Origin of the sequence: Pigmentiphaga sp. CHJ604, assembly GCF_036972535.1 — a bacterium.
Taxonomy (GTDB): domain Bacteria; phylum Pseudomonadota; class Gammaproteobacteria; order Burkholderiales; family Burkholderiaceae_B; genus Pigmentiphaga; species Pigmentiphaga daeguensis.
Map to the genome: position 1 here is coordinate 1,806,241 of NZ_CP136998.1, position 24,895 is coordinate 1,831,135.

Below are 24,895 nucleotides of genomic sequence, written 5' to 3' on the forward strand. Positions count from 1 at the left end.
TTGTGGCGTGCCGGGCGGTACTGCCTTTCTACTGCTTGACTGCTACGTTCCGTGCCGGATGACGGCCCCGCGGCGCGGCGCCGCCATCGAACGGCGGGCGGGACTTAGATCTTGCCGACCAGGTCCAGCGAAGGAGCCAGCGTCTTCTCGCCTTCCTTCCACTTGGCGGGGCAGACTTCGCCCGGGTGGTTGGCCACGTAGATGGCGGCCTTGACCTTGCGCAGCAGTTCCTTGGCGTCGCGGCCGATGCCTTCGGCGGTCACTTCCACGGCCTGGATCACGCCTTGCGGGTCGATGATGAAGGTACCGCGGTCGGCCAGGCCCTGGCCTTCACGCAGGACTTCGAAGTTCTGGGTGACTTCCCAGGTGGGGTCGCCGATCATCGCGTACTTGATCTTGCCGATGGCGGGCGAGGTGTCGTGCCAGGCCTTGTGCGAGAAATGGGTGTCGGTCGAGACCGAGTACACCTCGACGCCCAGCTTCTGGAATTCGGCGTAGTTGTCGGCCAGGTCTTCCAGCTCGGTCGGGCACACGAAGGTGAAGTCGGCCGGATAGAACACCACCACGGCCCACTTGCCCTTCAGGGTCTGGTCGGTGACTTCAATGAACTTGCCTTCCTTGAAGGCGGTCGCTTTGAACGGCTTGACCTGAGTATTGACTAGAGACATTGCGGTTTCCTCTCTTGCTGGGTTGAAAAGACGTATATGAATGGTATACGTCACTGGATAATTGATCAAATTGATTGATTCAATATGGTTGATCGTAAAATGCTATCGATCATCGTAGGCGACGGATGCTTCAGGAACGTGTCGGAGCAAGGCGCGGGCACCGTCCTGCGCCGCGCCGGATGGCAAAGGATATGAGGGCGAACCGCCCGTGTACAAGCGATGTTGCAGTTGGACGTGCCGGGCTCAGGACCGCAGGGAAGGCATGCGGCGTGCCGCCGGACCGGCGGCCTCGAGCATGCGTTCCAGCCATTGCGCGACGACGTCGCCTTCCGCAAGAACGGGAAAGTCGCTGACGCAGCGCGCCCACTGGAAGCCGCCGAAGACGATGTGGTCGGCATAGGCGGGAGCCTCGCCGCACAGGAAGGGCTGGGTCTTGAGCACCAGCCGCAGCGGTGTCAGGCTGGCCCGGAATTCCTCGACGCGGGTGTCGCGGTCGGCGCAGACGGCGGCCACGGGCATGCCCATGCGCTGCTCGCGGCTGCTGTGGAAGTAGGGCACGTCGTTTTCGTGCAGCGTGGCGGGGATGTCGACCAGCACCAGCCGCGTGAGCCCGGGCAGTTGCACGGAATCGGCCCAACTGTTGACGAACCTGGCGATGGCCTGGGCCTGCGGCCCGCCGAACAGCGACGGGGCATCGGGATAGGTCGTTTCAAGGTACAGCGCGATCTGCCAGGAGTCGGGCACGACCCGGTCGCCGTCGACCAGCACCGGCACGCGGCCCTGCCCCGAGAACGCGAGCTTGTCCTTTTCGGTGAAGCGCCACGGCACGGTTTCCACCTCCAGGCCCTTGTGCGCCAGCGCCAGCCGCGCGCGCCAGCAATAGGGGCTGAAGCGGAAGTCGGGATTGGCGCCGGCAAGGTCGTACAGGAGTCTGGCCATGGGTGCGGGTCTCGGGTGAAGGCGGGGAGCGACAACTATACCGCCGTGTGCGAGGAACGGGGCTTGCTGGCAGGAGCGGCCAACCGCACATCGAGTGAGCACATCATGGAATCGAAGAAAGAGGACGAGAAACTGCGCCCGTCGAACGAGCAGGGCGTGGGGCAGCTCGCGTCGCTGCCCGAAAGCACCGGTGCCGAGGACGGCGCGCCGCCATCCAGGCGGGCCGAGCACAAGCCGGCCACCAGCTACGACGGATCGCCGCAGCCGGACCCGCGGCAGGACCGGCCCGGCCTGAGCGCGCCGCAGGACGATACCCCCGCCGTTCTGGAGAAGCGGGAAGGGCCCAAATAGGGAACCGCGATCCGATGGCCGGGCTGCCCGGGTATGCGGATTGCTGAGCCACCAGGGTCTTCATCACAGGAGAATTGCCATGCATCGATTGCAGACCGCCGTATTGGCCGTTGCCCTGGCGTTCGGCGCCGGCTCGGCCGCCGCCGCCGATCTTGCCCGCAAGGACGCGCGCTTTCTACAAGATGCCGCGGAAAGCGGACAACTGGAGATCGGCGCCAGCCAGATCGCCGAGCGCAACGGCTCCCACCCCGATGTGAAGAGTTTCGCCAAGATGATGGTGGACGACCACACGAAGGTGGACGGCGAGCTGAAGACGCTCGCTTCCAGCAAGGGCGTGCAACTGCCGGCCGAGCCTACCCGCAAGGTGCGTTCGGCGCTGAGCGACCTGCAGAAGAAGAGCGGCCCTGACTTTGACAAGGAGTACGCCGACGACATCGCGGTGGACGCGCACGAGGACGCGGTCAAGCTGTTCGAAAAGGCCGCCAAGGACGCCGAGGACGCGGATGTGAAGGCGTTCGCCGCCAAGACGCTGCCCAACCTTCAGCAGCATCTGGCCAAGGGCAAGGAACTGCAAAGCCTGATCAAGTCCACGCACGACAACGCCAAGATGAAACGGTAGACATCGTCCGGGCGGCGCCCCGGGTAAAGGGGCGTCAGAACAGGCCCGGCTGGCGGCGGCTCTCGCGCGGCGCCAGCCGGACCCCTTCGTGTTCCAGCAGCCAGACCTTGCGGTGCAACCCGCCGCCGTAACCGGTAAGGCTGGCGTTGGCGCCGATGACGCGGTGGCAGGGGACGACGATGCTGACCGGGTTGGCGCCGTTGGCCAGCCCCACCGCACGTACCGCCTTGGGCCGCCCGATGCGGCAGGCGAGTTCGGAGTAGCTGATGGTTTGTCCGACCGGGATGCGCCGGAGTTCGCGCCAGACGTCGCGCTGGAAGTCCGTTCCGGCGGTGGCCACCTCGAGGTCGTCGATGGCCGGCAATTCGCCCGCCATGTAGGCCTCCAGGCGCCGGCTGGCCTCGCTGGGGGTGTCTCTGTCGCGCAGCGCGTAACCCTGCTTGCCGTAGTGATGGCCGAGCAGTTCATGCATGCGCGGCTGGTAGTCTTCCCAATCGACCGCCCGCAGGCGGCCGTCGCCATCGGTCAGGATGAGCATCTGCCCCACGGGAGTGGGACGGTACTCCACGAACAGCGTCAGCATGGTCATGAGGAATGGCGGGCCGCGCGCAGCAGCGCGTCGCGCAGCACGAGCGCATGGTTGTGGTCCGGGTCCTTCGCGCCGTACAGCAAGGTGATCGGGCGGCCACCGGCATCGCGCAGCAGCGCGGACAATTCCTGCCGCTGCGCATCGCCGCCGAGCTCGGACGCATAGCGCTGGTGGAACTCGGCCCACCGGTCGGGACGATGGCCGAACCAGCGGCGCAGTTCGGGACTGGGCGCGAGGTCCTTGGGCCAGGCGTCGTAGACCAGGTCCTCGCGGCGGACGCCGCGGGGCCACAACCGGTCCACCAGGACACGGTAGCGGCCCGGCGCGACGTCCGCGTGGTCGTAGACCCGGTGCAATTCGATGTCGGGTTTCATCTCGGTGTTTCTCAAGCCAGGCGGCCGTCGCGAAAGTCGCTCAGCGCCTGGAAGATTTCCTGCTGGTCATTCATGACGAACGGTCCGTACTGCGCGATGGGCTCGCGCAGCGGGTGTCCCGCGATCAACAGCGCGCGTGCCGGTCCGCCATGCGCGGCCAGGACGACGCCGTCGGCCTCGGGCGTGTTGGCCAGGATGGCCATGCGGCCGGACTCGATCCGGGTGGCGCCGATGGCGACACTGCCTCGATACACGTAGACGAAGGCATTGTGGCCGGGAGGCAGGGGCTGCCGGAATTGCGTGTCTGCCGGCAGGTGCACGTCAAGGTAATACGGGTCGGTGGCGGGACGGGACACGGCGCCTTCGACACCGTGGCTGCGGCCCGCGATGACGGTTGCCTCGACGCCCGAGGCGGTTCTGGCGCGGGGCAGGTCCGCGGCCTGGAAATCGCGATACCAGGGCGTCGACATCTTGTCGCGCGCGGGCAGGTTCAGCCAGAGCTGGAAACCTTCCATCACGCCTTCTTCCTGCTGCGGGAGCTCGGAGTGGATCACCCCCCGGCCCGCGGTCATCCATTGCACGCCGCCGTTCTCCAGCAGGCCCTCGTGCCCGGCGCTGTCCCGGTGGCGCATGCGGCCCGCGATCATGTAGGTGATGGTCTCGAAGCCGCGGTGCGGATGGTCGGGGAAGCCCGCGATGTAGTCCTCGGGATTGTCGGTGCCGAACGCGTCCAGCATCAGGAACGGATCCAGGCGGCGTTGCAGGTGCTGGTCGATGACCCGGGTGAGCTTGACGCCGGCGCCGTCCGACGTGGCGCGCCCGGCCACGATGCGTTCGACGTCGCGGGGGTGGTCGACCGTTTCGGAAGCGGCGAGGGGGGTGGGCATGATGGACTCCTTCATAGCCATCCAGCATAGATCCAAGTTGGCGAGGGGGGCAAAACACTCGCGCTTGCTCTTGAAAAGGCGTCCCCCGATAATAGGGTTAAATGAAACAAATTGATAAATAAGCAACCGGGGGTATCGAATTGGGACGACTTTGTGAATTCTCGAATTTGCGGGCACGCGCCATGGCCGCCGGGTTGGCGGCGGCAGTGCTGGCCGCGCTGGGTGCCTGCGGCGGCGACGGGGCGGTTCCGCCCCCGGTCGATCCCTTGCAACCGTACCGCGACCAGGTCGTCAACTGGCAGGCCTGCGATCCCGAAACCCTGGGTGGCGAATCCCCCGCCTATATCACCCTGAGGGACCGCTTGAGCTGCGCGACCATACGCGTGCCGCTCGACTACTCGAATCCCACGAAGGGCGATGCCGTCGTGGCCGTGTCCCGCGTGGCGGCGGGCGAGCCCACGCAGCGGCTGGGCGCCATCCTGGTCAATCCGGGCGGCCCCGGCGGCGACGGCCTGGGCTGGTCGCTGAACCTGGCCGCGCTGTGGGGCAACGCCAGCGCGTCCACGACCACGGGACAACAGCTTCGCACGATCGTCCAGCGCTACGACATGATCGGCTTTTCGCCGCGCGGCGTAGGGGCCAGCAGCCGCATGTACTGTGGCACGAGCGGCATGCTCAGGCCGGAGCATCATAGTTCGGACCGCAGCGAGGCCAACGTCGCGGCCATGCTGTTCAATGCCAATGCGCTGGGCGATGCCTGCCTGCGCAATCCGCTGGTCAAGTACATCAATACCGACGCCACGGTCCGCGACATGGACCTGATCCGCGAACTGCTGGGCGACGCCAAGTTCAACTACGTCGGCATTTCCTACGGCACCTGGCTGGGTGCCTGGTATGCGTCGCTGTTCCCCGAGCGGGTCGGGCGCATGGTGCAGGACAGTTCCATGGACGTCACCGGCAACATCGACGTCAACGTCGTGATGCAGCCCATGGCCATGCAGCGGGTGCTGGACGAATTCATCGCGCCCTTCGCGGCCCGCCATCCCGACCGCTTCGGGATAGGCACCAACGCAGCCGAGATCGCGAACGTCTATCGCACCCTGCCCGAACCCATGCGGGTGGCGTTCGGCCAGCAGGCAAGCCTGCACGCGATCCTCAGCAAGACCCATCGCGTGGCCAAGGGCGCGCAGCTCATCGCTGCCGCACGCGGCATGAACCAGATCCTGACCGACAACCCGGACGACATCCGTAACTTCACGGTGCTGGACGCGAAATTGATGGATTACGAGTTCGTGCCGGATTCCTTCGGCGACGATGCCGAGGTCCGGGGGCTGGCCCAGGCCATGCTGCAGCCGTATCTTCTGGCCTACGAACCGACGGCCTCGCCCGTGGAGCTCAGTACCTTCAACTCCGTGTTCAACACCGTGGTGTGCAACGACACGGTGGCCACGAGCACCGATCCGCAATACTGGGTGAAGCTGGGCAACGAGATGGCGGCCCGCTATCCCTACGAGGGCGGCTCGGTCACGCGCAGCCTGTGCGCGACCTGGGGCGGGCCTTCGGTCGCCAAGCCGCCGCTGTCGCGCGCCGGCTCGTCGGCTCCCATCCTGATGCTGCAAAGCGAGTTCGACGCCCAGACCGCGACAGAAGGCGCCCGGCGTTCTTTCGACCAACTGCCGCAGGCGCACCTGGTCCTGGTTACCGGCGCCTACTCGCATGGCGTGGTGCCGGAAAGCAATGCCTGCGTCGACGCGACGATCGGCACCTATTTCGCCAACGGCGTGGTGCCGGGGCGCAGCAGCACCTGCGCGGAGCCGCCGCTGCCCTACGAGGGAACGGCGGATGCCACCCGCATGGCCAAGACCAGTGCCGGCGAGACCGACGCGGCCGCCCAGGCGCGCGAGGCCCTGCGGCAGAGCCTGGACGCGATTGCCCACTCAGGCGCGCGGTTCTAGGCGGCCAGGCAGGCGTCTTTCCACCGCCCGGCTTCAGGCCGGGCGGTTTTTTTCGTCCCCGCGGTGCCTATTGCTTGCAGGGATAGGCGTCGCCCAGCGCGTTCACCAATATCACCACGGCGGGCAGGCCGTGATCCTGCGGCCGGCTGGCCAGCCGCTGCCGGAAGAGCTCGACCGTGCGTCCGGTGGACACATTGCCGGGCGCGCAGAACGGCAGCCGCGTCCTGGTGGCCATGGACTGGACGCGCATGCCGTCGATCGCGCCCATCACGAATGCCGAACAGCCCAGCGAGGCGTCTCCACTGGCGCCCGCGGCGCATTGTTCGTTCCAGAACGCGCCTGTCCAGGGTTCGGCGGCATGGGCCGGCCGGATCGCCAGCGCGGCGAACAATATCAGGGGGGCGGCGATTTTCATGGCAGTCATCGGTCGGGCGCAGGCTTCGCGAAGCCGGGCGCGGTTGAGTCGGAAAGGGGGGAATGGTCCTATTTGGCGCAGTTTGCCCGAGCCCGGTCGACATCGATCTTCCGCGCCTCCATGACCCGCACGAGCTGCAAGGTGGCGGTCAGGCAGGCATTGGCGGCGGGCGCGACGGTGCGCGGTCCGGCGTTCGGCCCGCCTGGCAACGAGGGCAGGGACGGTACCGCGGGAGCCGCACGCCCCGCCGACTGCGCACGCGCCTCGCAATAGGCGGCCTTCAGGTCGGCATCGCTCATGGCTTTCAATTCGTCGTCGGTGCGCGGCATGCACGAGGCCATGGCATTGTGCGCGGCCAGCGCGCAGGCGGCGAGGAGGGCGAGTCTCAGCATGGCGGTCCTGTATGGAGGGGGTACGCGATCCTGGACGGTCCGGCACGAGCGCGGACTGCCGTGGCAATGGCCATAGTATAAAAGTCATCCGCCCACCAACCGTACTCTTGCAAGTGCCGGAAAACATGCTTATTCGTTCGTACCGACCCGCCGACGAAGCGGCCATTATCGCCCTGTGGCAGGCCTGTGGGCTGACGCGGCCCTGGAATGATCCCAGAAAGGACATCGAGCGCAAGCTGACCGCGCAGCCCGAGTTGTTCCTCGTCGGGGAGTCCGACGGGGCGCCCATCGCGTCGGCCATGGTGGGTTTCGACGGACACCGCGGCTGGGTGTATTACCTCGCGGTGCATCCCGGCCACCAGCGATGCGGCCACGGCCGTCGCTTGATGGCGCATGCGGAACAGCTCCTGATCGAACGCGGGTGCCCGAAGATCAACCTGTTGGTGCGCACGGCCAACGGCCAGGTCATCGATTTCTACCGGGCACTGGGGTACGCGCAGGACGACGCGGTGAGCCTGGGCAAGCGGCTGATCCCCGATATCTGAGTCGGCGTTGCCTGGCGCGGCGGTCCGCGCGCTCGCATTTCGTTGCGAATCCGGCGTCCGATTTTCACCCCGTTGTCACCTGGGCTTTCTAGGCTTGCACCGCCGCACATTTCTCGTGCCTGGCCTGTCGCATCCCTTTTACTCTGCCCACCCATGCCCATACCGATCTTTGCGCGAGCCTTCGCCGTGGCGCTTGCCGTCGCCACATTCCTGACCGCCTGTGGCAGCGATGACGATTCATCGCCGCCTTCCTCCGGCCCGGGGACAGAGCAGCCGCCCACCACGCCATCGAAACCCGACCTGCGCTGCGCGCCGTAACGGCTGCACGACGTTTCCCACGACCCACGCACGGACATCCATGACTTCCCGCCGCCGATTTCTGCAAGCCACTTCGGGCGCCGGCCTCGCCGCCGGCGTACTCGCCACCTTTCCGCCCAGCATCCGCAAGGCGCTGGCCATCCCCGCCAACAACAAGACCGGCACCATCCGGGACGTCGAGCACGTCGTGATCCTGATGCAGGAGAATCGGTCGTTCGATCATTACTTCGGCACGCTCAAGGGCGTGCGCGGCTTCGGCGATCGCTTCACCATTCCCATGATCAACGGCCGCAAGGTCTGGCAGCAGGAGCGCAGCAACGGCGCGCTGCTCACGCCTTATCACCTGGACGGGACGGCCAACAACGCGCAGCGCGTCAGCGGCACCCCGCACGACTGGGGCGACAGCCAGCTTGCCTGGGACAACGGCCGCATGAGCCAATGGGCGCGCCACAAGACCAATACGTCCATGGGCTATTTCAAGGAACAGGAAATCCCCTTCCAGTTTGCCCTGGCCAATGCGTTCACCCTCTGTGACGCCTATCATTGCTCGATGCACACCGGCACCGACGCCAACCGGTCGTTCCATCTCACCGGCACCAACGGGCCGACCGCGCAGAACGTGGCCTACGTCACGAACGAGTGGGACGCCATTCCCGGCACGCCGGGCTCGGACGCGATCGGCTATACCTGGAAGACCTATGCCGAACGCCTGGAGGATGCCGGCATCAGCTGGATCTGCTACCAGAACATGCCCGACGAGTGGGGCGACAACATGCTGGGCGCCTTCCGCCAGTTCCGCGCCGCCAACCTGGCGTCGGGCTTCCCCGTGTCGAGCGGCGGCGCGCCCAATGCCCCATATTCCAACACGGGCCAGGGCCTGCCCTACCACGCCTACGATCACGCCACGGACAACGCCCGCAACCCGTTGTACAAGGGCATCGCCAATACCCTGCCGGGCACCACGCCGGATTCCTACCTGGACGCCTTCCGCCGCGACATCCGCGAAGGCCGCCTGCCGCAGGTTTCCTGGATCAATGCGCCGTCCATCTATTGCGAACACCCCGGGCCGTCGAGCCCCGTGCAGGGCGCCTGGTTCCTCCAGGAAGTGCTGGAGGCGCTGACCGCGGTACCGGAGGTCTGGAGCAAGACGGTATTGCTGGTTAACTTCGATGAGAACGACGGCTACTTCGACCACGTGCCGTCGCCGTCGCCGCCGTCGCGCAACGCCGACCTCTCCCTGGCGGGCAAGACCACGCTGCCGGAGGCGAGCCTGGCCTCCGAGTACTACACGCAGCCCGCGCCGGCCGGCAGCACCCGCCAGCCCGCTCCGGACGGCCGCGTCTTCGGCCCCGGGCCGCGCGTGCCGATGTACGTGATCTCGCCGTGGAGCCGTGGCGGCTGGGTTAATTCGCAAGTGTTCGACCACACTTCGGTGCTGCGCTTCCTGGAAGCGCGCTTCGGCGTGGAAGAGCCCCACATCAGCCCGTTCCGCCGCGCGGTCTGCGGCGACCTGACCAGCGCCTTCAACTTCGCCACGCCCAACGACGAGGCATTGCCTACGCTGGGCGGCCGCAGCACGCGCGCGGCCGCGGACCAGCTGCGTTCCAGCCAGCAATCGCTGCCCGCCATGCCCTTGCCGTCCGACCTGCAGATGCCGATCCAGGCGAGCGGCACGCGCCCGTCGCGGGCCTTGCCGTACGAACTGCATACCAGCGCGCGCTGCGGAGCGGACGGCCAGGTGAAGCTGCTGTTCTCGAATACCGGCAAGCAGGGAGCGGTGTTCCACGTCTATGACCGCCATCACCTGGACCGGATCCCGCGCCGGTATACGGTGGAAGCGGGCAAGACGCTGGACGACACCTGGAACGCGGGACTGGACAACCTGGGCCGCTACGACCTGTGGGTACTGGGCCCCAACGGCTACCATCGTCACTTCATCGGCGACACCGCGCGTATCGCCGATACCGGCGTGCAGCCCGAAATCCGCGTCTGCTACGACATCGCCAACGGGAACGTCTACGCGGAACTGATGAACGGCGGCACCCAGGCCTGCACCTTCACGGTCGCGGCCAGGGCCTACCGCGAGGATGGCCCCTGGACCGTTACGGTGGCGCCCGGCGCCCAGGAGTCCCTGCACTGGGAGTTGGCCGGCAGCGGTCGCTGGTATGACTTCGAAGTCAGCTGCAGCGCCGACGCGGCCTTCCGCAGGCGCTTTGCCGGCCGCGTCGAAACGGGCGAGCATGCGGTAAGCGATCCGGCGATGGGCGGGCAGGGCTGAGCCGTACACGGACGAAAAAAATCCCCAGGACAGCCGAGGCTTTCCTGGGGATTCTGGCGCCAGATGCTGGCGGTATATGGTGGTGGGGCGGCAGCCCGCGCCAAACGACCGTTGAAAGTACGCGATACCGGCGTTCCGGCAAGTTGATAAGTCCTGCTGGCTGCTGCGAAAAGCGGGGGTTGACAGGCCAGAGGCAGCGGACGATCAAGGGGTTTTTCCCGTGGATCGGTCACCGATATGGCCGTTCAAATTCGTATGCTTCTCTGGTCCGGTTCGATTCCGGAATCGGGAATTGAACCCGCGTCCGTCCCCCCGACCAAGAGCACACCCATTCACACCCATTCCGGGGTAAGGCAGCCCGGGGTGCGGGGAATCGCACCTTCTATCGCCGCATTATATGCGGTGAATAACTTGCGCATGCGGAGAATGGAGCCCATAATCTCCGCATGAACAGCGGCGATTACAAGTACATCTGGCAGGCCAGCGACTGGCCGGACTGGCGCTTCGACCTGGCGGCGCTCGCTGGCCCTATGGCGGATGTGAGTCGTGCTCAAGGGCTCTTGCTGGGGCGTCTGGCCGACGTGGGCATGGCGCTGCGCGATCAGGCCAGCCTGGCGGCGCTCACCGAAGACGTGGTCAAGACCAGCGAAATCGAGGGCGAGCAGCTCAACGTCGAGTCCGTGCGCTCAAGCATCGCTCGCCGGCTGGGCGTCGACATCGGGGCGTTGGCTCCAGTCGATCGTCATGTCGAAGGCGTGGTGGAGATGGTGCTCGACGCCACGGTCAACTGCGCGGCGCCGGTGACCCGCGAGCGGTTGTTCGGCTGGCACGCGGCGCTCTTTCCCACTGGTTACTCCGGCCTCTCCAGGATCAAGGTCGGCAGTTGGCGCGACGACGCCAGTGGCCCCATGCAGGTGGTCTCCGGCCCCATCGGCCGCCAGCGCGTGCATTTCGAGGCGCCGCCCGCCGATCGACTGGAGACCGAGACAGGTCGTTTCCTCGAATGGGTCAATGCGGACTCGGGTGAGCCACCGCTCGTCAAGGCGGGGCTTGCCCATCTGTGGTTCGTGACCTTGCACCCGTTCGACGACGGCAACGGCCGTATCGCCCGGGCCATCGGCGACCTGCTGTTGGCGCGCGCCGACGGCAGCCCGCAGCGCTTCTACAGCCTGTCGGCGCAGATCCAGCGGGAGCGCAAGGCCTACTACGATATTCTGGAGCGCACCCAGAAGCGGTCCATGGACGTCACCGAGTGGCTGGCCTGGTTCCTCGACACCCTGCATCGCGCCGTCGATCAGGCGCAGCACACCCTCGATGCCGTGCTGACCAAGGCACGCTTCTGGCAGCACTGGGCAGCCACACCTTTGAACGAGCGACAGGTGAAATTGCTCAACCGGCTACTCGATGGCTTTGAAGGTAAGCTCACCAGCAGCAAGTGGGCGGCGATCGCCAAGTGCTCGCCAGACACGGCGCTGCGCGACATCAACGACCTGCTCGCGCGCGGCGTGCTGCGGAAATCGAATGCGGGCGGGCGCAGTACCAGCTACGAGCTGAACGATCTCCCGTAGTAACCGCGCGTCTTCTGAATTGACTTGGCTGGCGGACCGAACAGCGCCTTCATGGACTCCTGCCAACTCATGCGGAAGGAGACCAAGATGGACGTCGTTCACCTCAATCAAAAACAACTGGCCGCCCGCTGGAGTATCAGCGAAGCCACCCTCGAACGCTGGCGTAGCGTGGGAATTGGGCCGAAATTCCTGAAACTCTGTGGTCGGGTGATTTACCGCCAAGTCGACATCGAAGCCTACGAGGAGTCGTGCCTGCAGATATCAACCAGCCAGTCTGCGGTCGTTGCCCATGGCCAAACAAACTGAGATCGTCAGCCGCTGGATCGATGCGCAGCCGGAGGGCGCCTTGCTCAGGAGCCTGGACCTGGAGCACTTGGTCAATCGCGATCAAGCGTCGCGGCAGTTGGTTCGCTTGGCACGGCATGGGCGTTTGAGGCGCGTGGCGCGCGGCATGTACGTCGCCGTGACGGCCAGCCGCTTCGGTCCAGTCCCGCCGCCCGCCGACAAACTGGTCCAGTCCCTCGCGCGCATCACGGGGCACGCCATCGTCCGTCATGGCGCGGCTGCGGCCAGTGCCCTGGGGCTGACCACGCAGGTCCCCGTCCGACAGATCTACCTGACCGACGGCCGCGCGCGGACGCTCAATCTCGGCAAGCAGGTCATCGAGATCCGCCGTGCCCCCAGGTGGATGTTGGTGCTGGGCGATAGTCTCGCCGGTGATGTCGTCAGAGCCCTTGAATGGCTTGGCCCGGACCTCGCCGAAACCACGGTCGGCAAGTTGGTTGGGCGCATCGGGCGGGATGACTGGAACGCCGTGCTCGAAACCAGGACTCACCTGCCGGCGTGGATGGTAGTGGCAATCCAGAAAGGTCTTCCCGCGTCGGCACTTGTTCCGTTTCGTCGGTAGATGTCGACAAGTACCGACGTTTCGAAACACGGCGGCATCCGACCACGGTTACAAGCGGATTGCCGGCATACCGAAAGTCCGCAGTCCGCAAGTGCGGACTGGTCAAGCAGGTTGTTCAAAATCAAGGACCTGCCATCAGACCGTGCGGGCTGGCGAGGGTTCCTGCGGGTTCGTGCGGAATGGTTCGGACTCCTGCGGGGAATCGGTGGGGTGGAACCCTGCGCCAAACCTATGTAACTCAGCACCTTAGAACCGCTGCGAACTACTGCGGAATGGTGCGGAATCCAGCCCTTCATGCCCTCAATCCTACCAGTTCTGCGCGGCCGGGGGTCACCAGCCTAGTGCATCAGACAGGACGCTAGTTCGATTCCCATCTGCGGAATTGAACCCGCGTCCGCATCCACTCATCCAACTTTCGTTCAGGCGGTGACGAACCGCTCCCGAAATGCTCGCCGGCCCTGGTCGTAAGGCACAGGGTTGGTGGCGTGCGGGACCGGCGCGCTTCTGTCGCCGATGAGGTAGTTGATTCGGTAGGTGCAGTTTCCGGAGGGGTGCAGCATGCCGCCAATCACCCGGTCGGGATTCAGGACCCGCTCCTGGATCAGACGATCCAGCACCTTCTGGACCTGCGGCCCGAGGCCAACGAACACGGCATCCATCAGTTCTTCGACCTCCGCCACGAAGTTCTCCAGCAGGTACTTCCGCAGCAGCGGATGCTTGGTCATATCTGGGGAGCCGCGGTAATCGTCGTCCTTGACGAATACCGGATAACGCAGGAGGGAGGTGGTCTGCACCAAGTGGCGCGACGTGGAGAACAGGTCGGCCGAATCGCCCAGACCGAGCCACTTGTGAAAGCCCCAATGGTTGAGCTGGTTGATCAGGTTGCTCCGTAACGGCTCGCCACTAAATGCGCCGACGCTCTTGGCGGCCTGGATCGCTTCCGTGTTGGACTTGCCGGCCTGAAGCGCGCGTCGCGCCTCGTTGTTGGCATTGACCATCTGGGTGGGGCCCGGTGTGATCCCGACCAGAACGATCCGCGCACTGGGGTTGATGTACTCGAACGGCGCGTAATACATCTTCACGTCGCCGCTTGCATCCATCAACAGGCGCGGGTCGCGCACCACCGGAGGCGTCGATCCACAAAGAATCGGCGCGTACTTTGCGATCAAGTCTGTTTTCATTGTTTGATGTGTCCTGGTCTACGACTGGTCCGACAGCCTGCTGGAATCAGTCCGAAGCCCACAGCCGGTCGTCATCCTGGGTCGCCGTCCAGAAGTCATCGAACAGAGCCAGCTTGGCTTCCTTGTCAGTCGGGTACGTCCTTGGCCCGAACCGATCTCCGATCTTGTAGCCCCAACGGCCGGTCTTGGTGGGGTACACCACGAGGTTGTAGCCCTCGAGGTTGAGGAAGCTGTTTCCCTTGGCGGAGATCCGCCACTTGCGATGTAGCCAGCGCGAGCGTCGGGCGGCGCGGTTACGTAGCCGAGCCTCGCGCCGCCTCGGCCCCTCGTAGTCGTCGCTCATCTTCTCGGCGCAGACACACCCGACCTCGAAGTGCTCATCCAGGTCAGGATGCTCCATGATGTGGACGTAGCGGATCTTCTCGTTGCCGCACATCTGGCAGGTTGCGTAATCGGTTTCGTCCGCCGGCTCGCCGTCGGCGCGCAGGTCGACGACGTCCACGCAGTGCCACCCCTTGTGGGGCACGCCCGGCTGGTCCCACCGATTTACGCTCATACCAGTTCTCAGGGCGCGGGACGAACCGTCTGGCGCCTTGGCAGATGGTAATCATAATCAGCCCCATGTAAGAATTGTGAAGGTGCGATGGACAGATTGTAGAGCGGACCATATACTGTCCGCAACAATCATCACAAGCGTCCGTTAACCCGTACGAACCCCAGGATGTCAAACGAACAGCTTGCCGATCTGACCCAGCCGCAGCGCGACCGCCTCGCGTTCGTGGAATTGCGCGTGCGCTTCATCGGGGAGATTCAACGCCAGGACTTGGTCTCGCGGTTCGGCATCCAGTCGGCTGCCGCCACGCGTGACCTGGCGATCTACAAGGAGCTGGCGCCGGGCAACATCGACTACGACGCCAAAGCCAAGTGCTATGTCCTCGGGCCGGACTTCAGGCCGCTCTTCGAGTTTCCGCCGGAGCGGGTGTTGTCGTGGCTAACGCAGGGCTTCGGTGATGGGGAACCCACTCGACTCAAGGCATGGGTGGCCAGCGAAATCCCCTCGCGGCTCACCCATCCGGACCTGGATGTGCTTGCGAGCGTGACTCGGGCGATCCATCAGGAGTGTCCGCTCGGCATCGAGTACCACTCGATCTCCAGCGGCCGCACAGAGCGCGAGATCGTGCCCTTTGCGTTGATCGACAACGGGCTGCGCTGGCATGTGCGCGCCTTCGACCGCAAGACGCAGGAGTTCCGGGATTTCGTGATCACCCGGATCAAGCGCCCGGTGGTGCTTAAAGGGCAGCCTGTGGTTACCCACGAAACCAGCGACCAAGACATTCAGTGGACACGCATCGTCGAACTGGAACTGGTCCCGCACCCCGCTCAGCCGCGCCCCGAGGTCACTGAGATGGACTACGGCATGCGGGACGGCGTCCTGCGGATGAAGCTCCGGGCGGCCACGGCGGGCTACATCCTGCGGAAATGGAGCGTGGACGCTTCCCCGGATCACAGCCTGAGCGGGCCGGAGTACCGCCTTTGGCTAAAGAATCCATTGGCACTGTACGGCGTCAGGAATGCGTTGCTTGCACCGGGCTACCGCGCACCTGACGAAGCATGACGAGAACAACTTGATGCGCGAAGCTCCGATCACCCTCAGTCAGCTCGAAAGCCACCTTTGGGAATCCGCCAACATCCTGCGCGGCCCGGTGGATGCGGCCGACTTCAAGACCTACATCTTTCCGCTGCTGTTCTTCAAGCGGATTTGCGATGTCTGGGACGAGGAGTACGACGAGATCGTCGATGAAACCGGTGACGCCGAGCTCGCCCTGTTCCCGGAGTCGCACCGCTTCCAGATCCCCGACGACTGCCACTGGAACGACGTCCGCGCGGTGGCGACCAACGTCGGCAATGCCCTGCAGCGCGCCATGCGTGAGATCGAGAAGGCCAACCCGGACACCCTGTATGGGGTCTTCGGAGACGCCCAGTGGACCAACAAGGATCGCCTCTCCGATGCGCTGCTCAAGGACCTGATCGAGCATTTCTCGCGCATCTCCTTCGGCAACAAGAACATCGCCTCCGATGTGCTGGGCGATGCCTACGAATACCTGATTAAGAAATTCGCTGATGCCACCAACAAGAAGGCCGGCGAGTTCTATACCCCGCGCAGCGTCGTGCGGCTGATGATCGAGATGCTCGACCCTAAGGAGGGCGAAACCATCTACGACCCCGCCTGCGGCACCGGCGGCATGTTGCTGGCAGCCGTTCAGCACGTGCAGGAGCAGCACGGCGACGTGAAGCGCCTGTGGGGCAAGCTCAACGGGCAGGAAAAGAATCTCACCACTTCGTCCATCGCCCGCATGAACCTGTTCCTGCATGGCATCGAGGACTTCCAGATCGTGCGCGGCGATACTCTGCGCAACCCGGCCTTCTTCGAGGGCGATCGCCTGGCGACTTTCGACTGCGTGATCGCCAATCCGCCTTTCTCTCTGGAGAAGTGGGGCGAGGAACTGTGGGTGAATGATCCCTTCGGGCGCAATTTCGCAGGACTGCCCCCGTCCAGCAGCGGCGACTTCGCCTGGGTGCAACACATGGTCAAGTCGATGGCCGAGGGCACCGGGCGCATGGCGGTGGTGCTGCCGCAGGGCGCGCTGTTCCGCAAGGGTGCGGAAGGCAGTATCCGGCAGAAGCTGCTGGAGATGGATCTGGTCGAGGCGGTCATCGGCCTGGCCCCGAACCTCTTCTACGGCACCGGACTGGCCGCCTGCATCCTGGTGCTGCGCAAGAAGAAACTCGCCGCCCGGCGCCAGAAGGTCATGATCGCCGACGCCTCGCGGCTGTTCCGACGCGGCCGGGCGCAGAACTATCTGGAGCCGGCGCACGCCCTCGAAATCCAGGGGTGGTTCGAGAAGTTCGAAGACGTTCAGGACGCGGTGCGCGTCGTCAGCATCGACGAAATCAAGGCCGAGGACTGGACGCTCAATATCTCCCGCTACGTTCTCCCGCCGCTGCAAGAGGATATCCCGCCGTTGCCGGAAGCCATCGAGGCCTTCAAGGAGGCGCTGGCGCGTTGCCGTGAGGCGGAAGGCCGGCTGGCCAAGGTCATGGTCGAGGGAGACTGGCTGCAATGAGTGCCCGTATCACCCAACAAGAACTCGAATCCTACCTGTGGGGCGCGGCGGTTCTGCTGCGCGGCCTGATCGACGCCGGTGACTACAAGCAGTTCATCTTCCCGCTGCTGTTCTTCAAGCGCATCTCGGATGTCTGGGACGAGGAATATCAGGCGGCGCTCAAGGAGTCAGGTGGCGATCTCTCCTATGCCGAGTTCGCCGAAAACCATCGCTTCCAGATCCCCGAGGGGGCGCACTGGAAGGACGTGCGCCAAGTCCCGAAGAACGTCGGCATGGCGATCCAGAGCGCGCTGCGGCAGATCGAAGCGGCCAACCCCGACATGCTGGCCGGGATCTTCGGCGACGCGCCCTGGACCAATCGCGAGCGCCTGCCGGACGAAACCCTCAAGAACCTGATCGAGCATTTCTCGTCCCAGACGCTGTCGGTCGCCAACGTGCCGGAGGACGAGCTCGGCAACGCCTACGAATTCCTGATCAAGAAGTTCGCCGACGACTCGGGCCACACGGCGGCCGAGTTCTACACCAACCGCACCGTCGTGCACCTGATGACCGCCTTGCTGGCGCCGCAGGCGGGCGAGTCGATCTACGACCCCACCTGCGGCACCGGCGGCATGCTCATTTCCGCGCTGGCCGAGGTCAGGCGCAGCGGCGGCGAGTACCGCACCCTCAAGCTCTACGGGCAAGAGCGTAACCTGATCACCTCCGGTATCGCCCGGATGAACCTGTTCCTGCACGGGGTCGAGGATTTTCAGATCATCCGGGGTGACACCCTGGCCGACCCCAAGCACATCGAAGGCGACCGGCTGCGTAGGTTCGACGTGATCCTCGCCAATCCGCCGTATTCCATCAAACAATGGGATCGTGAAGCCTGGGGCCAGGACAAATGGGGGCGCAACTTTCTCGGCACCCCGCCGCAGGGGCGGGCGGACTACGCCTTCCAGCAGCACATCCTGGCCAGCCTCAGTGACAGGGGCCGCTGCGCCATCCTCTGGCCGCACGGCGTGCTGTTCCGCAACGAAGAGCAAGCCATGCGCGCGAAGATGGTCGAGCAGGACTGGGTCGAGGCGGTGATCGGCCTCGGGCCGAACCTGTTCTACAACTCGCCGATGGAGTCGTGCATCGTCGTCTGCAACCGGCGCAAACCGGCCGCGCGCAAGGGCAAGGTGCTGTTCATCGACGCGCTGAACGAAGTCACCCGCGAGCGGGCGCAGAGTTTCCTCAAGCCGGAACACCAGCAGCGCATCCTGCAGGCGTTCCAGTCCTTCGCGCCGATCGAGGGCTTTGCGGCGGTGGCGACCCTGGACCGGATCGTCCGCAATGGTGCCAATCTGTCCATTCCGCTGTACGTGAAGCGGGCGGCGAGCGCGGCGAACGGGAACGGCGCCCAAGAGGCCGTCAGCCTGAGAGCGGCCTGGGAGAAATGGCAAAGCGACGGCCGTGCCTTCTGGCAGCAGATGGACGCCCTGGTGGAAACGCTCGATGGACTGGAAGCCGAGGAGGTCGAGCGTGGCTGAGAAGACCATGAAGGCCGGCTGGCGGCGGGTGAGCTTTGGCGACGTGGTACGCCTTTCCAAGGGGCGCAGCAAAGACCCCTTGGGCGATGGCTTGGAACGTTTCGTCGGGCTGGAGCATCTGGAGCCCGGAGATTTGCGTATTCGGGCCTGGGGGGATGTGGCTGATGGCACGACCTTTACAAATCGGTTCGAACCGGGGCAGGTGCTGTTTGGTAAGCGCAGGGCGTATCAGCGCAAGGTGGCAGTGGCCGATTTTGCGGGCGTGTGTTCCGGCGACATTTACGTCCTGGAGAGCAAGGACTCACAGGTCTTGCTGCCGGAGTTGCTGCCTTTTATTTGCCAGACCGATGCCTTTTTTGATCACGCCGTGGGCACGTCGGCGGGGTCGTTGAGTCCTCGCACAAACTGGACGAGTTTGGCGGACTTCGAGTTTTCGTTGCCGCCAATTGATGAGCAGCTGCGAGTAGTGGCGGCTATGGCGGTATTCGACGAGTGCTTTGAATCCTGTCGGGCGTTAAAGGCACATGGGAGTGCATTGTTGCAATCATTGCTCGATCGGATGTGGGGTGCGTTTCCGAGGCAAAAGATTGGAACTCTGGTCGATGACGGATTGATTGCGCCGCCCCAAGACGGTAACCATGGAGAAAAGCACCCAAAGTCCTCCGATTATGTTTCTGAAGGAGTGCCGTTTGTGATGGCCTCCGATCTGAAGGGCGGCGAAGTCGACTTTGCGAGCTGTAACAAAATTTCTGAAGGGCTAGCTCGCACTTTAAGGATTGGTTTTGCCAGATCAGGTGACATTCTGTTGAGTCACAAGGGGACTGTCGGCGAGGTTGCTCGGCTGGGGGAGCTGGCAACTGATTTTGTGATGCTTACCCCGCAGGTGACCTACTACCGCGTTATCGATCATTCGCGACTGTGTCCTGATTGGCTCTATTTCTCATTCCAAACGCCGGGATTCAGGCGGCTTCTTGACCAGTACGGAAGGCAGTCAACCAGGGCTTACGTCGGTATAACGACGCAACGCGAGCTCTCAATTCCAGTAGCAGATGCGCTGGATCAGTCGCGGATGCTTTCTGAACTTGTTTCTGCCGAGAAGGCTGTTTCAGCTGCGGCACTACGCGCGCGCTCTGTAGATGAAATGCGGCAGAGTTTCCTCGCAGAAGCACTTGCCTGAGGTGAGCGATGTTTACTGAATCCAACACCGTCGAAGCCTACCTCTACGACTTGCTCTCCGGCCCGGCCAAGTCCGCCCCCGCCAGTGTCGTCCGTGAGCCGGAAGCCGCCTACGGCCGCAGCCACAAGGGCATCGGCTGGCGTCGTGTCGCTAGCGCCGAGATTCCGCGCCAGCACCAGGACGTGCTGGTTGAATCCTGGGTGCGCGAGGCGCTGATCCGCCTCAATCCGGAAATTGCCGCCCAGCCCGATCGCGCCGACGAGGTGCTCTACAAGCTGCGCGCCATCGTGCTCTCGGTGCGCTCCGACGGCCTGATCCGCGCCAATGAGGAATTCACGGCATGGCTCAGGGGCGAGCGTTCTATGCCCTTCGGCCAGAACAACGAGCATGTGCCGGTTCGCCTGATCGACTTCGACAACCTCGACCAGAACCAGTACGTCGTCACCCAGCAGTTCACCTTCCGCGCCGGCAGCGCCGAGCGTCGTGCCGACCTGATCCTGCTGGTTAACGGCCTGCCGCTGGTGTTGATCGAAGCCAAGACGCCGACTCGCTCGGCGGTGAGCTGGGTGGATGGCGCGCTGCAGGTGCACGACGATTACGAGAAGCACGTGCCGGAGCTGTTCGTCTGCAATGTGTTCTCGGTGGCGACTGAAGGCAAGGAATATCGCTACGGCTCGCTCGGCCTGCCCATCAAGGATTGGGGACCGTGGAACCTGGAGGACGACGGCGATGCGCTCAAGCACCCGCTGAAGGGCCTGAAACTGGCCGCCGAGAGCATGCTGCGGCCGCATGTGGTGCTCGACATCCTGGCCAACTTCACCTTGTTCGCCACGGACAAGAAGAAGCGCCGCATCAAGATCATTTGCCGCTACCAGCAGTACGAGGCGGCCAACAAGATCGTCGAGCGGGTGCTGGCCGGCTACCCCAAGAAGGGCCTGATCTGGCACTTCCAGGGGTCCGGCAAGTCGCTGCTGATGGTGTTCGCGGCGCAGAAGCTGCGCCTGCATCCGCGCTTGAAGAATCCCACGGTGCTGATCGTGGTCGACCGTGTCGATCTCGACACCCAGATCACCGGCACCTTTACCGGGGCCGATATCCCCAACCTCGAGAAGGCCGACTCCCGCGATAAGCTGCGCCAACTGCTGGCGCAGGACGTGCGCAAGATCATCATCACGACGATCTTCAAATTCGGCGAGGCCGATGGCGTGCTGAACGATCGCGGCAACATCATCGCCCTGGTGGACGAGGCGCACCGCACCCAGGAAGGCGATCTCGGGCGCAAGATGCGCGATGCCTTGCCCAATGCCTTCCTGTTCGGCCTGACCGGCACCCCGATCAATCGCTTCGATCGCAACACCTTCTACGCCTTCGGCGCGGAGGAGGATGACAAGGGCTACCTGAGCCGCTACGGCTTCGAGGAGTCCATCCGCGACGGGGCCACGCTGAAGCTGCACTTCGAGCCGCGCCTGCTGGAGCTGCACATCGACAAAGCGGCTATCGATGCCGCCTTCAAGGAGATGACCGGCGGCCTCTCCGACCTCGACCGCGACAACCTCGGCAAGACCGCCGCCAAGATGGCCGTGCTGGTCAAGACGCCGGAGCGCATTCGGCGCGTGTGCGAGGACATCGTCCAGCACTTCCAGAGCAAGGTGGAGCCGAACGGCTTCAAGGGCCAGATCGTCACCTTCGACCGCGAATCCTGCCTACTCTACAAGCAGGAGCTGGACAAACTGCTGCCGCCCGAGTCCTCCGACATCGTGATGACGGTCAACGCCAACGAGCCGCAGTACAAGGCCTACGCTCGTTCGCGGGACGAGGAGGAACGCCTGCTCGACCGCTTCCGCGACCCCAACGACCCGCTCAAGCTGATCATCGTCACCTCGAAGCTGCTGACCGGCTTCGATGCGCCCATTCTGCAGGCGATGTACCTGGACAAGCCGCTGCGCGATCACACGCTGCTCCAGGCCATCTGCCGGGTGAACCGCACCTACTCCGAGCAGAAGACCCACGGCCTGATCGTGGATTACCTCGGCATCTTCGACGATGTGGCCAAGGCGCTGGAGTTTGACGACAAGAGTGTCACTGCGGTGGTGTCGAACATCCAGGAACTCAAGGATCGGCTGCCGGAGGCGATGCAGAAGTGCCTGGCTTTCTTTGCCGGCGTGGATCGCACGGTCGAGGGCTATGAGGGCCTGATCGCCGCTCAGCAGTGCCTGCCCAACAACGACGTGCGCGACAACTTCGCCACCGAGTACAGCCTGCTCAACAAGCTGTGGGAGGCCATCTCGCCCGACCCGATCCTCGGCGAACACGAGAAGGACTACAAGTGGCTGTCGCAGGTGTACCAGTCGGTGCAGCCCTCCAGCGGCCACGGCAAGCTGATCTGGCACTCTCTCGGGGCCAAGACTATTGAGCTGATCCACCAGAACGTGCACGTCGATGCCGTGCGCGACGATCTCGACACACTAGTGTTGGACGCCGATCTGCTGGAGGCGGTGCTTTCGAATCCCGATCCGAAAAAGGCGAAGGAGATCGAGATCAAGGTGGCCCGCCGGCTACGCAAGCACCTCGGCAACCCGAAATTCAAGGCGCTCTCGGAACGCCTGGATGCCCTGCGCGACCGCTTCGAATCCGGCGTGCTCAACAGCGTCGAGTTCCTGAAGCAGCTTCTGCAACTGGCCAAGGAAGTGCTGCAGGCGGAGAAGGAAACGCCTCCGGAAGAGGACGAGGACCGTGGCAAGGCGGCGCTGACCGAGCTGTTCAACGAGGTCAAGACCGCCGAGACGCCGATCATGGTTGAGCGGGTGGTGGCGGACATCGACGAGATCGTGCGCCTGGTCCGGTTCCCCGGCTGGCAGGACACGCTGGCCGGCGAGCGTGAGGTCAAGAAGGCGCTCAGGAAATCCCTGTTCAAGTACAAGTTGCATGCCGACGAGGAGCTGTTCGAGAAGGCGTACAGCTACATCCGGCAATATTACTGAGACACGAGCATGAAAGCGGAAGACACGCTGGTCACTAACCTGCTGGAGGGCGCGAAGCAGTTCATCGTGCCGATTTTTCAGCGTGACTACAGCTGGGGCACTAGGCATTGCCAACAGCTATGGAAGGATGTGATCCGTGTCGGTAGCGATCCCACCATCAAGGGGCACTTCCTGGGATCGGTAGTTTACGTGGCGGCGGAGGACAACACGGCCACCATCACGCGTTGGTTGCTGATTGATGGACAGCAGCGACTGACGACGTTGACACTGTTGCTGATTGCGCTCCGCGACCGGATGTCACAGCTTCAGGGGGATGACGATCCTGGTGAGGAAGAATCGACGCCTGAGGAGTTGGACGACTATTTCCTGCGCAACAGGCATGGCAAGGCGGATCGGCGCCATAAGCTGCATCTGCGCCGGGCTGATCACGAGACGCTGATTGCGTTGCTGGATGGCAAGGGTATGCCGGAGTCGGCGTCGGAACGCGTGAGGGAGAACTTCCTGTTCCTGCGTGATCTGGTGGCGCAGGCCGACGTGCAAACGGTGTACACCGGCATCAAGAAGCTGGTCGTCGTCGATGTCAGCCTGACGCGGGGGCAGGACGACCCGCAGATGATTTTCGAGAGCCTGAACTCCACCGGCGTGGATTTGACGCAGGCCGATCTCATCCGAAACTTCGTGCTGATGCGCCTGGACGAATCCTCACAGACCCAGCTCTACGAGGAGCACTGGCGGCCGATCGAGCAGGCCTTCGGCCCGCGCTACCGAACCGAGTTCGACAAGTTCGTGAAGGACTTTCTGACGCTGCAAATGCGTCCAAGCACGCCCTTGAAGGCCGCGGAGATCTATCACGAGTTCCGCAGCTACTTCTCGCGGACCGTCGGCAAGCGTGGGGTCGACGGCATCCTGAGTGACCTGCGACGCGCCGGCACCTACTACACGGCTTTCAGCCTGGGGCAGGAAAAGCAGCCGGTGTTGAGGGAAGCGTTTACCCGCTTGCGGTCACTGGTCGAGGTGGCTTCGCCGGTGGTCATGACCCTCTATGACTGTTACGACCGGGCCAAGACCCTCAGCCTCGACGAATTCGTCGAGGCCGTCGAGTTGCTGGAAAGCTTCGTCTTTCGGCGTTCCGTATGCGACATGCAGACGCGTAGCCTCGCGCAGATATTTGCGAGCATCGCCTACCGGATTACCGAGAATCAGCCGCTGGTCAGCCTGAAGGTGGCGCTGTACCGGCAGGGTAAGAAGCGCCGTTTCCCGAGCGACGTCGAATTCCGCGAGGCGCTTGAAACGCGGGATGTCTACGACATGCGCACCTGCTTCTACCTGCTGGATCGGCTGGAAAACTTCAGCAAGGAACGTATCGACACCTCGAATTTCTCCATCGAGCACGTCATGCCGCAGAACGAGGATTTGCGTCCGGAGTGGCGAACGATGCTCGGTAGCGACTGGAAAGCGATTCAGGAAACGTGGCTGCACCGCCTGGGCAATCTGACGCTGACCGGCTACAACTCCACCTACAGCGACAGGCCGTTTTCCGAGAAGAGGACGATTGCCGGTGGTTTCGATGATAGCCCGCTGCGCTTGAACAGGTTCATTCGCGAGCAATCGACATGGGACGCCAAGACCATCGAGCAGCGAGGCAAGTTGCTCGCCGAAAAAGCCGTGACCGTATGGCGTCCGTTGGTTGTCGATCTACTGGCCGTGAAGCAACGGGAGCTGGAGGAGCACAAGGCCCTGGCCGCCAACTACAGGATCGAGAACCTGGAGCTGGATGAGACCGCCAAGAAGCTCCTGGAGGCGCTGCGTCCACAGATCCAGGCGCTTGGCGCGGATGTTGTAGAGCTGCCCAATGACCGGAGCGTCATCTACCGTGTGTTTGATTTCTTCGTCGAAATCATCCCGCGCAAGCAGCGGCTGAGCCTCTTGCTGAACCTCGATTTTGCCGATTGCGAAGATCCGTCAGGCAAAGCTCGTGACGCAACGGAGTATGCCTTCATTATCGGCGCGACGGAGGCAGGTGGAGTGCTGTACAACCTGGAATCACAAGACGATGTGCCGGCCGCGATCAATGTGGTTCGGCAGGCGTATGAGCGCGTGACGGAGTAAGCC

23 protein-coding genes are annotated in these 24,895 nt (G+C 63.9%); 14 read left to right on the forward strand and 9 right to left on the reverse strand.

Annotated features, from left to right (window positions below; all coding sequences use genetic code 11):
- Positions 1 to 104 precede the first annotated feature (104 nt).
- A complete protein-coding gene (gene ahpC / locus R4823_RS08700; RefSeq protein ID WP_087838231.1) occupies positions 105 to 668 on the reverse strand; it encodes an alkyl hydroperoxide reductase subunit C in 564 nt (187 codons plus the stop codon).
- Positions 669 to 911: 243 nt separating this feature from the next.
- Positions 912 to 1,607: a glutathione S-transferase family protein gene (locus R4823_RS08705; protein WP_338618264.1), complete on the reverse strand. Its 696-nt coding sequence runs from the start codon at positions 1,605 to 1,607 to the stop codon at positions 912 to 914.
- 105 nt (positions 1,608 to 1,712) lie between these two features.
- Between R4823_RS08705 and R4823_RS08710 the strand changes: the two genes are divergently transcribed.
- Together R4823_RS08710 and R4823_RS08715 are read left to right on the forward strand one after the other, a co-directional pair.
- Positions 1,713 to 1,958 carry a hypothetical protein gene (locus tag R4823_RS08710; RefSeq protein WP_132980378.1) on the forward strand — a complete coding sequence of 82 codons (246 nt, stop codon included), beginning with the start codon at positions 1,713 to 1,715 and terminating at the stop codon, positions 1,956 to 1,958.
- A 79-nt stretch (positions 1,959 to 2,037) separates the two neighbouring features.
- Positions 2,038 to 2,577, forward strand: coding sequence for a DUF4142 domain-containing protein (locus tag R4823_RS08715; protein WP_087838234.1), 540 nt, complete (start codon positions 2,038 to 2,040; stop codon positions 2,575 to 2,577).
- A 34-nt stretch (positions 2,578 to 2,611) separates the two neighbouring features.
- Here R4823_RS08715 and ogt read toward each other — a convergent pair whose 3' ends face one another.
- Genes ogt through R4823_RS08730 form a run of 3 tightly spaced genes read right to left on the reverse strand, consistent with a single transcriptional unit; the run spans position 2,612 to position 4,427 of the window.
- Positions 2,612 to 3,166 carry a methylated-DNA--[protein]-cysteine S-methyltransferase gene (gene ogt, locus R4823_RS08720; protein ID WP_176400689.1) on the reverse strand — a complete coding sequence of 185 codons (555 nt, stop codon included), beginning with the start codon at positions 3,164 to 3,166 and terminating at the stop codon, positions 2,612 to 2,614.
- Positions 3,163 to 3,540, reverse strand: a complete 378-nt coding sequence (locus R4823_RS08725) for a DUF488 family protein (RefSeq protein ID WP_087838235.1) — start codon at positions 3,538 to 3,540, stop codon at positions 3,163 to 3,165. Before R4823_RS08725 ends, ogt begins: the two co-directional genes overlap by 4 nt.
- A gap of 11 nt (positions 3,541 to 3,551) precedes the next feature.
- Positions 3,552 to 4,427: a pirin family protein gene (locus tag R4823_RS08730; protein WP_087838248.1), complete on the reverse strand. Its 876-nt coding sequence runs from the start codon at positions 4,425 to 4,427 to the stop codon at positions 3,552 to 3,554.
- 182 nt (positions 4,428 to 4,609) lie between these two features.
- Between R4823_RS08730 and R4823_RS08735 the strand changes: the two genes are divergently transcribed.
- Positions 4,610 to 6,382, forward strand: a complete 1,773-nt coding sequence (locus R4823_RS08735; RefSeq protein WP_338618266.1) for an alpha/beta hydrolase — start codon at positions 4,610 to 4,612, stop codon at positions 6,380 to 6,382.
- 67 nt (positions 6,383 to 6,449) lie between these two features.
- On the opposite strand, the gene R4823_RS08740 is transcribed toward R4823_RS08735, so the two are convergent.
- Both R4823_RS08740 and R4823_RS08745 read right to left on the reverse strand, forming a co-directional pair.
- A complete protein-coding gene (locus R4823_RS08740) occupies positions 6,450 to 6,797 on the reverse strand; it encodes a Rap1a/Tai family immunity protein (protein ID WP_338618268.1) in 348 nt (115 codons plus the stop codon).
- Between the two features lie 68 nt (positions 6,798 to 6,865).
- Entirely contained in the window at positions 6,866 to 7,189 is a 324-nt protein-coding gene (locus R4823_RS08745) for a hypothetical protein (protein ID WP_087838238.1), read from the reverse strand.
- Between the two features lie 125 nt (positions 7,190 to 7,314).
- Here R4823_RS08745 and R4823_RS08750 point away from each other — a divergent pair, with 125 nt between their 5' ends.
- From R4823_RS08750 to R4823_RS08770, 5 genes are all read left to right on the forward strand, one after another.
- The gene (locus R4823_RS08750) at positions 7,315 to 7,734 is read left to right on the forward strand and encodes a GNAT family acetyltransferase (protein WP_087838239.1); all 420 of its coding nucleotides are present in this window, start codon (positions 7,315 to 7,317) and stop codon (positions 7,732 to 7,734) included.
- Between the two features lie 358 nt (positions 7,735 to 8,092).
- Positions 8,093 to 10,330, forward strand: coding sequence for a phospholipase C, phosphocholine-specific (locus R4823_RS08755; RefSeq protein ID WP_338618272.1), 2,238 nt, complete (start codon positions 8,093 to 8,095; stop codon positions 10,328 to 10,330).
- A gap of 446 nt (positions 10,331 to 10,776) precedes the next feature.
- The gene (locus R4823_RS08760) at positions 10,777 to 11,898 is read left to right on the forward strand and encodes a Fic family protein (RefSeq protein WP_029577187.1); all 1,122 of its coding nucleotides are present in this window, start codon (positions 10,777 to 10,779) and stop codon (positions 11,896 to 11,898) included.
- An 87-nt stretch (positions 11,899 to 11,985) separates the two neighbouring features.
- Positions 11,986 to 12,204 carry a DNA-binding protein gene (locus R4823_RS08765; RefSeq protein ID WP_125076807.1) on the forward strand — a complete coding sequence of 73 codons (219 nt, stop codon included), beginning with the start codon at positions 11,986 to 11,988 and terminating at the stop codon, positions 12,202 to 12,204.
- Positions 12,188 to 12,805, forward strand: a complete 618-nt coding sequence (locus R4823_RS08770) for a DUF6088 family protein (RefSeq protein WP_147653767.1) — start codon at positions 12,188 to 12,190, stop codon at positions 12,803 to 12,805. Before R4823_RS08765 ends, R4823_RS08770 begins: the two co-directional genes overlap by 17 nt.
- Before the next feature lie 419 nt (positions 12,806 to 13,224).
- Here R4823_RS08770 and R4823_RS08775 read toward each other — a convergent pair whose 3' ends face one another.
- Both R4823_RS08775 and R4823_RS08780 read right to left on the reverse strand, forming a co-directional pair.
- Positions 13,225 to 13,986, reverse strand: a complete 762-nt coding sequence (locus tag R4823_RS08775; RefSeq protein WP_338618277.1) for a hypothetical protein — start codon at positions 13,984 to 13,986, stop codon at positions 13,225 to 13,227.
- Between the two features lie 46 nt (positions 13,987 to 14,032).
- A complete protein-coding gene (locus R4823_RS08780) occupies positions 14,033 to 14,488 on the reverse strand; it encodes a hypothetical protein (RefSeq protein WP_338618279.1) in 456 nt (151 codons plus the stop codon).
- 219 nt (positions 14,489 to 14,707) lie between these two features.
- On the opposite strand from R4823_RS08780, the gene R4823_RS08785 reads away from it, so the two are divergent.
- From R4823_RS08785 to R4823_RS08810, 6 genes are read left to right on the forward strand one after another with little or no spacing between them, the layout of a single operon-like run.
- Positions 14,708 to 15,601 carry a WYL domain-containing protein gene (locus tag R4823_RS08785; RefSeq protein WP_338618280.1) on the forward strand — a complete coding sequence of 298 codons (894 nt, stop codon included), beginning with the start codon at positions 14,708 to 14,710 and terminating at the stop codon, positions 15,599 to 15,601.
- A gap of 13 nt (positions 15,602 to 15,614) precedes the next feature.
- A complete protein-coding gene (locus R4823_RS08790; protein WP_338618281.1) occupies positions 15,615 to 17,111 on the forward strand; it encodes a class I SAM-dependent DNA methyltransferase in 1,497 nt (498 codons plus the stop codon).
- The gene (locus tag R4823_RS08795) at positions 17,108 to 18,625 is read left to right on the forward strand and encodes a class I SAM-dependent DNA methyltransferase (protein WP_338618282.1); all 1,518 of its coding nucleotides are present in this window, start codon (positions 17,108 to 17,110) and stop codon (positions 18,623 to 18,625) included. The genes R4823_RS08790 and R4823_RS08795 overlap by 4 nt, the downstream gene beginning before the upstream one ends.
- Positions 18,618 to 19,802, forward strand: coding sequence for a restriction endonuclease subunit S (locus tag R4823_RS08800; RefSeq protein ID WP_338618283.1), 1,185 nt, complete (start codon positions 18,618 to 18,620; stop codon positions 19,800 to 19,802). Before R4823_RS08795 ends, R4823_RS08800 begins: the two co-directional genes overlap by 8 nt.
- Positions 19,803 to 19,810: 8 nt before the next feature.
- Positions 19,811 to 22,783 carry an HsdR family type I site-specific deoxyribonuclease gene (locus tag R4823_RS08805; RefSeq protein WP_338618284.1) on the forward strand — a complete coding sequence of 991 codons (2,973 nt, stop codon included), beginning with the start codon at positions 19,811 to 19,813 and terminating at the stop codon, positions 22,781 to 22,783.
- Between the two features lie 9 nt (positions 22,784 to 22,792).
- The gene (locus R4823_RS08810) at positions 22,793 to 24,892 is read left to right on the forward strand and encodes a DUF262 and DUF1524 domain-containing protein (protein ID WP_338618285.1); all 2,100 of its coding nucleotides are present in this window, start codon (positions 22,793 to 22,795) and stop codon (positions 24,890 to 24,892) included.
- The last annotated feature ends 3 nt before the right edge of the window (positions 24,893 to 24,895 follow it).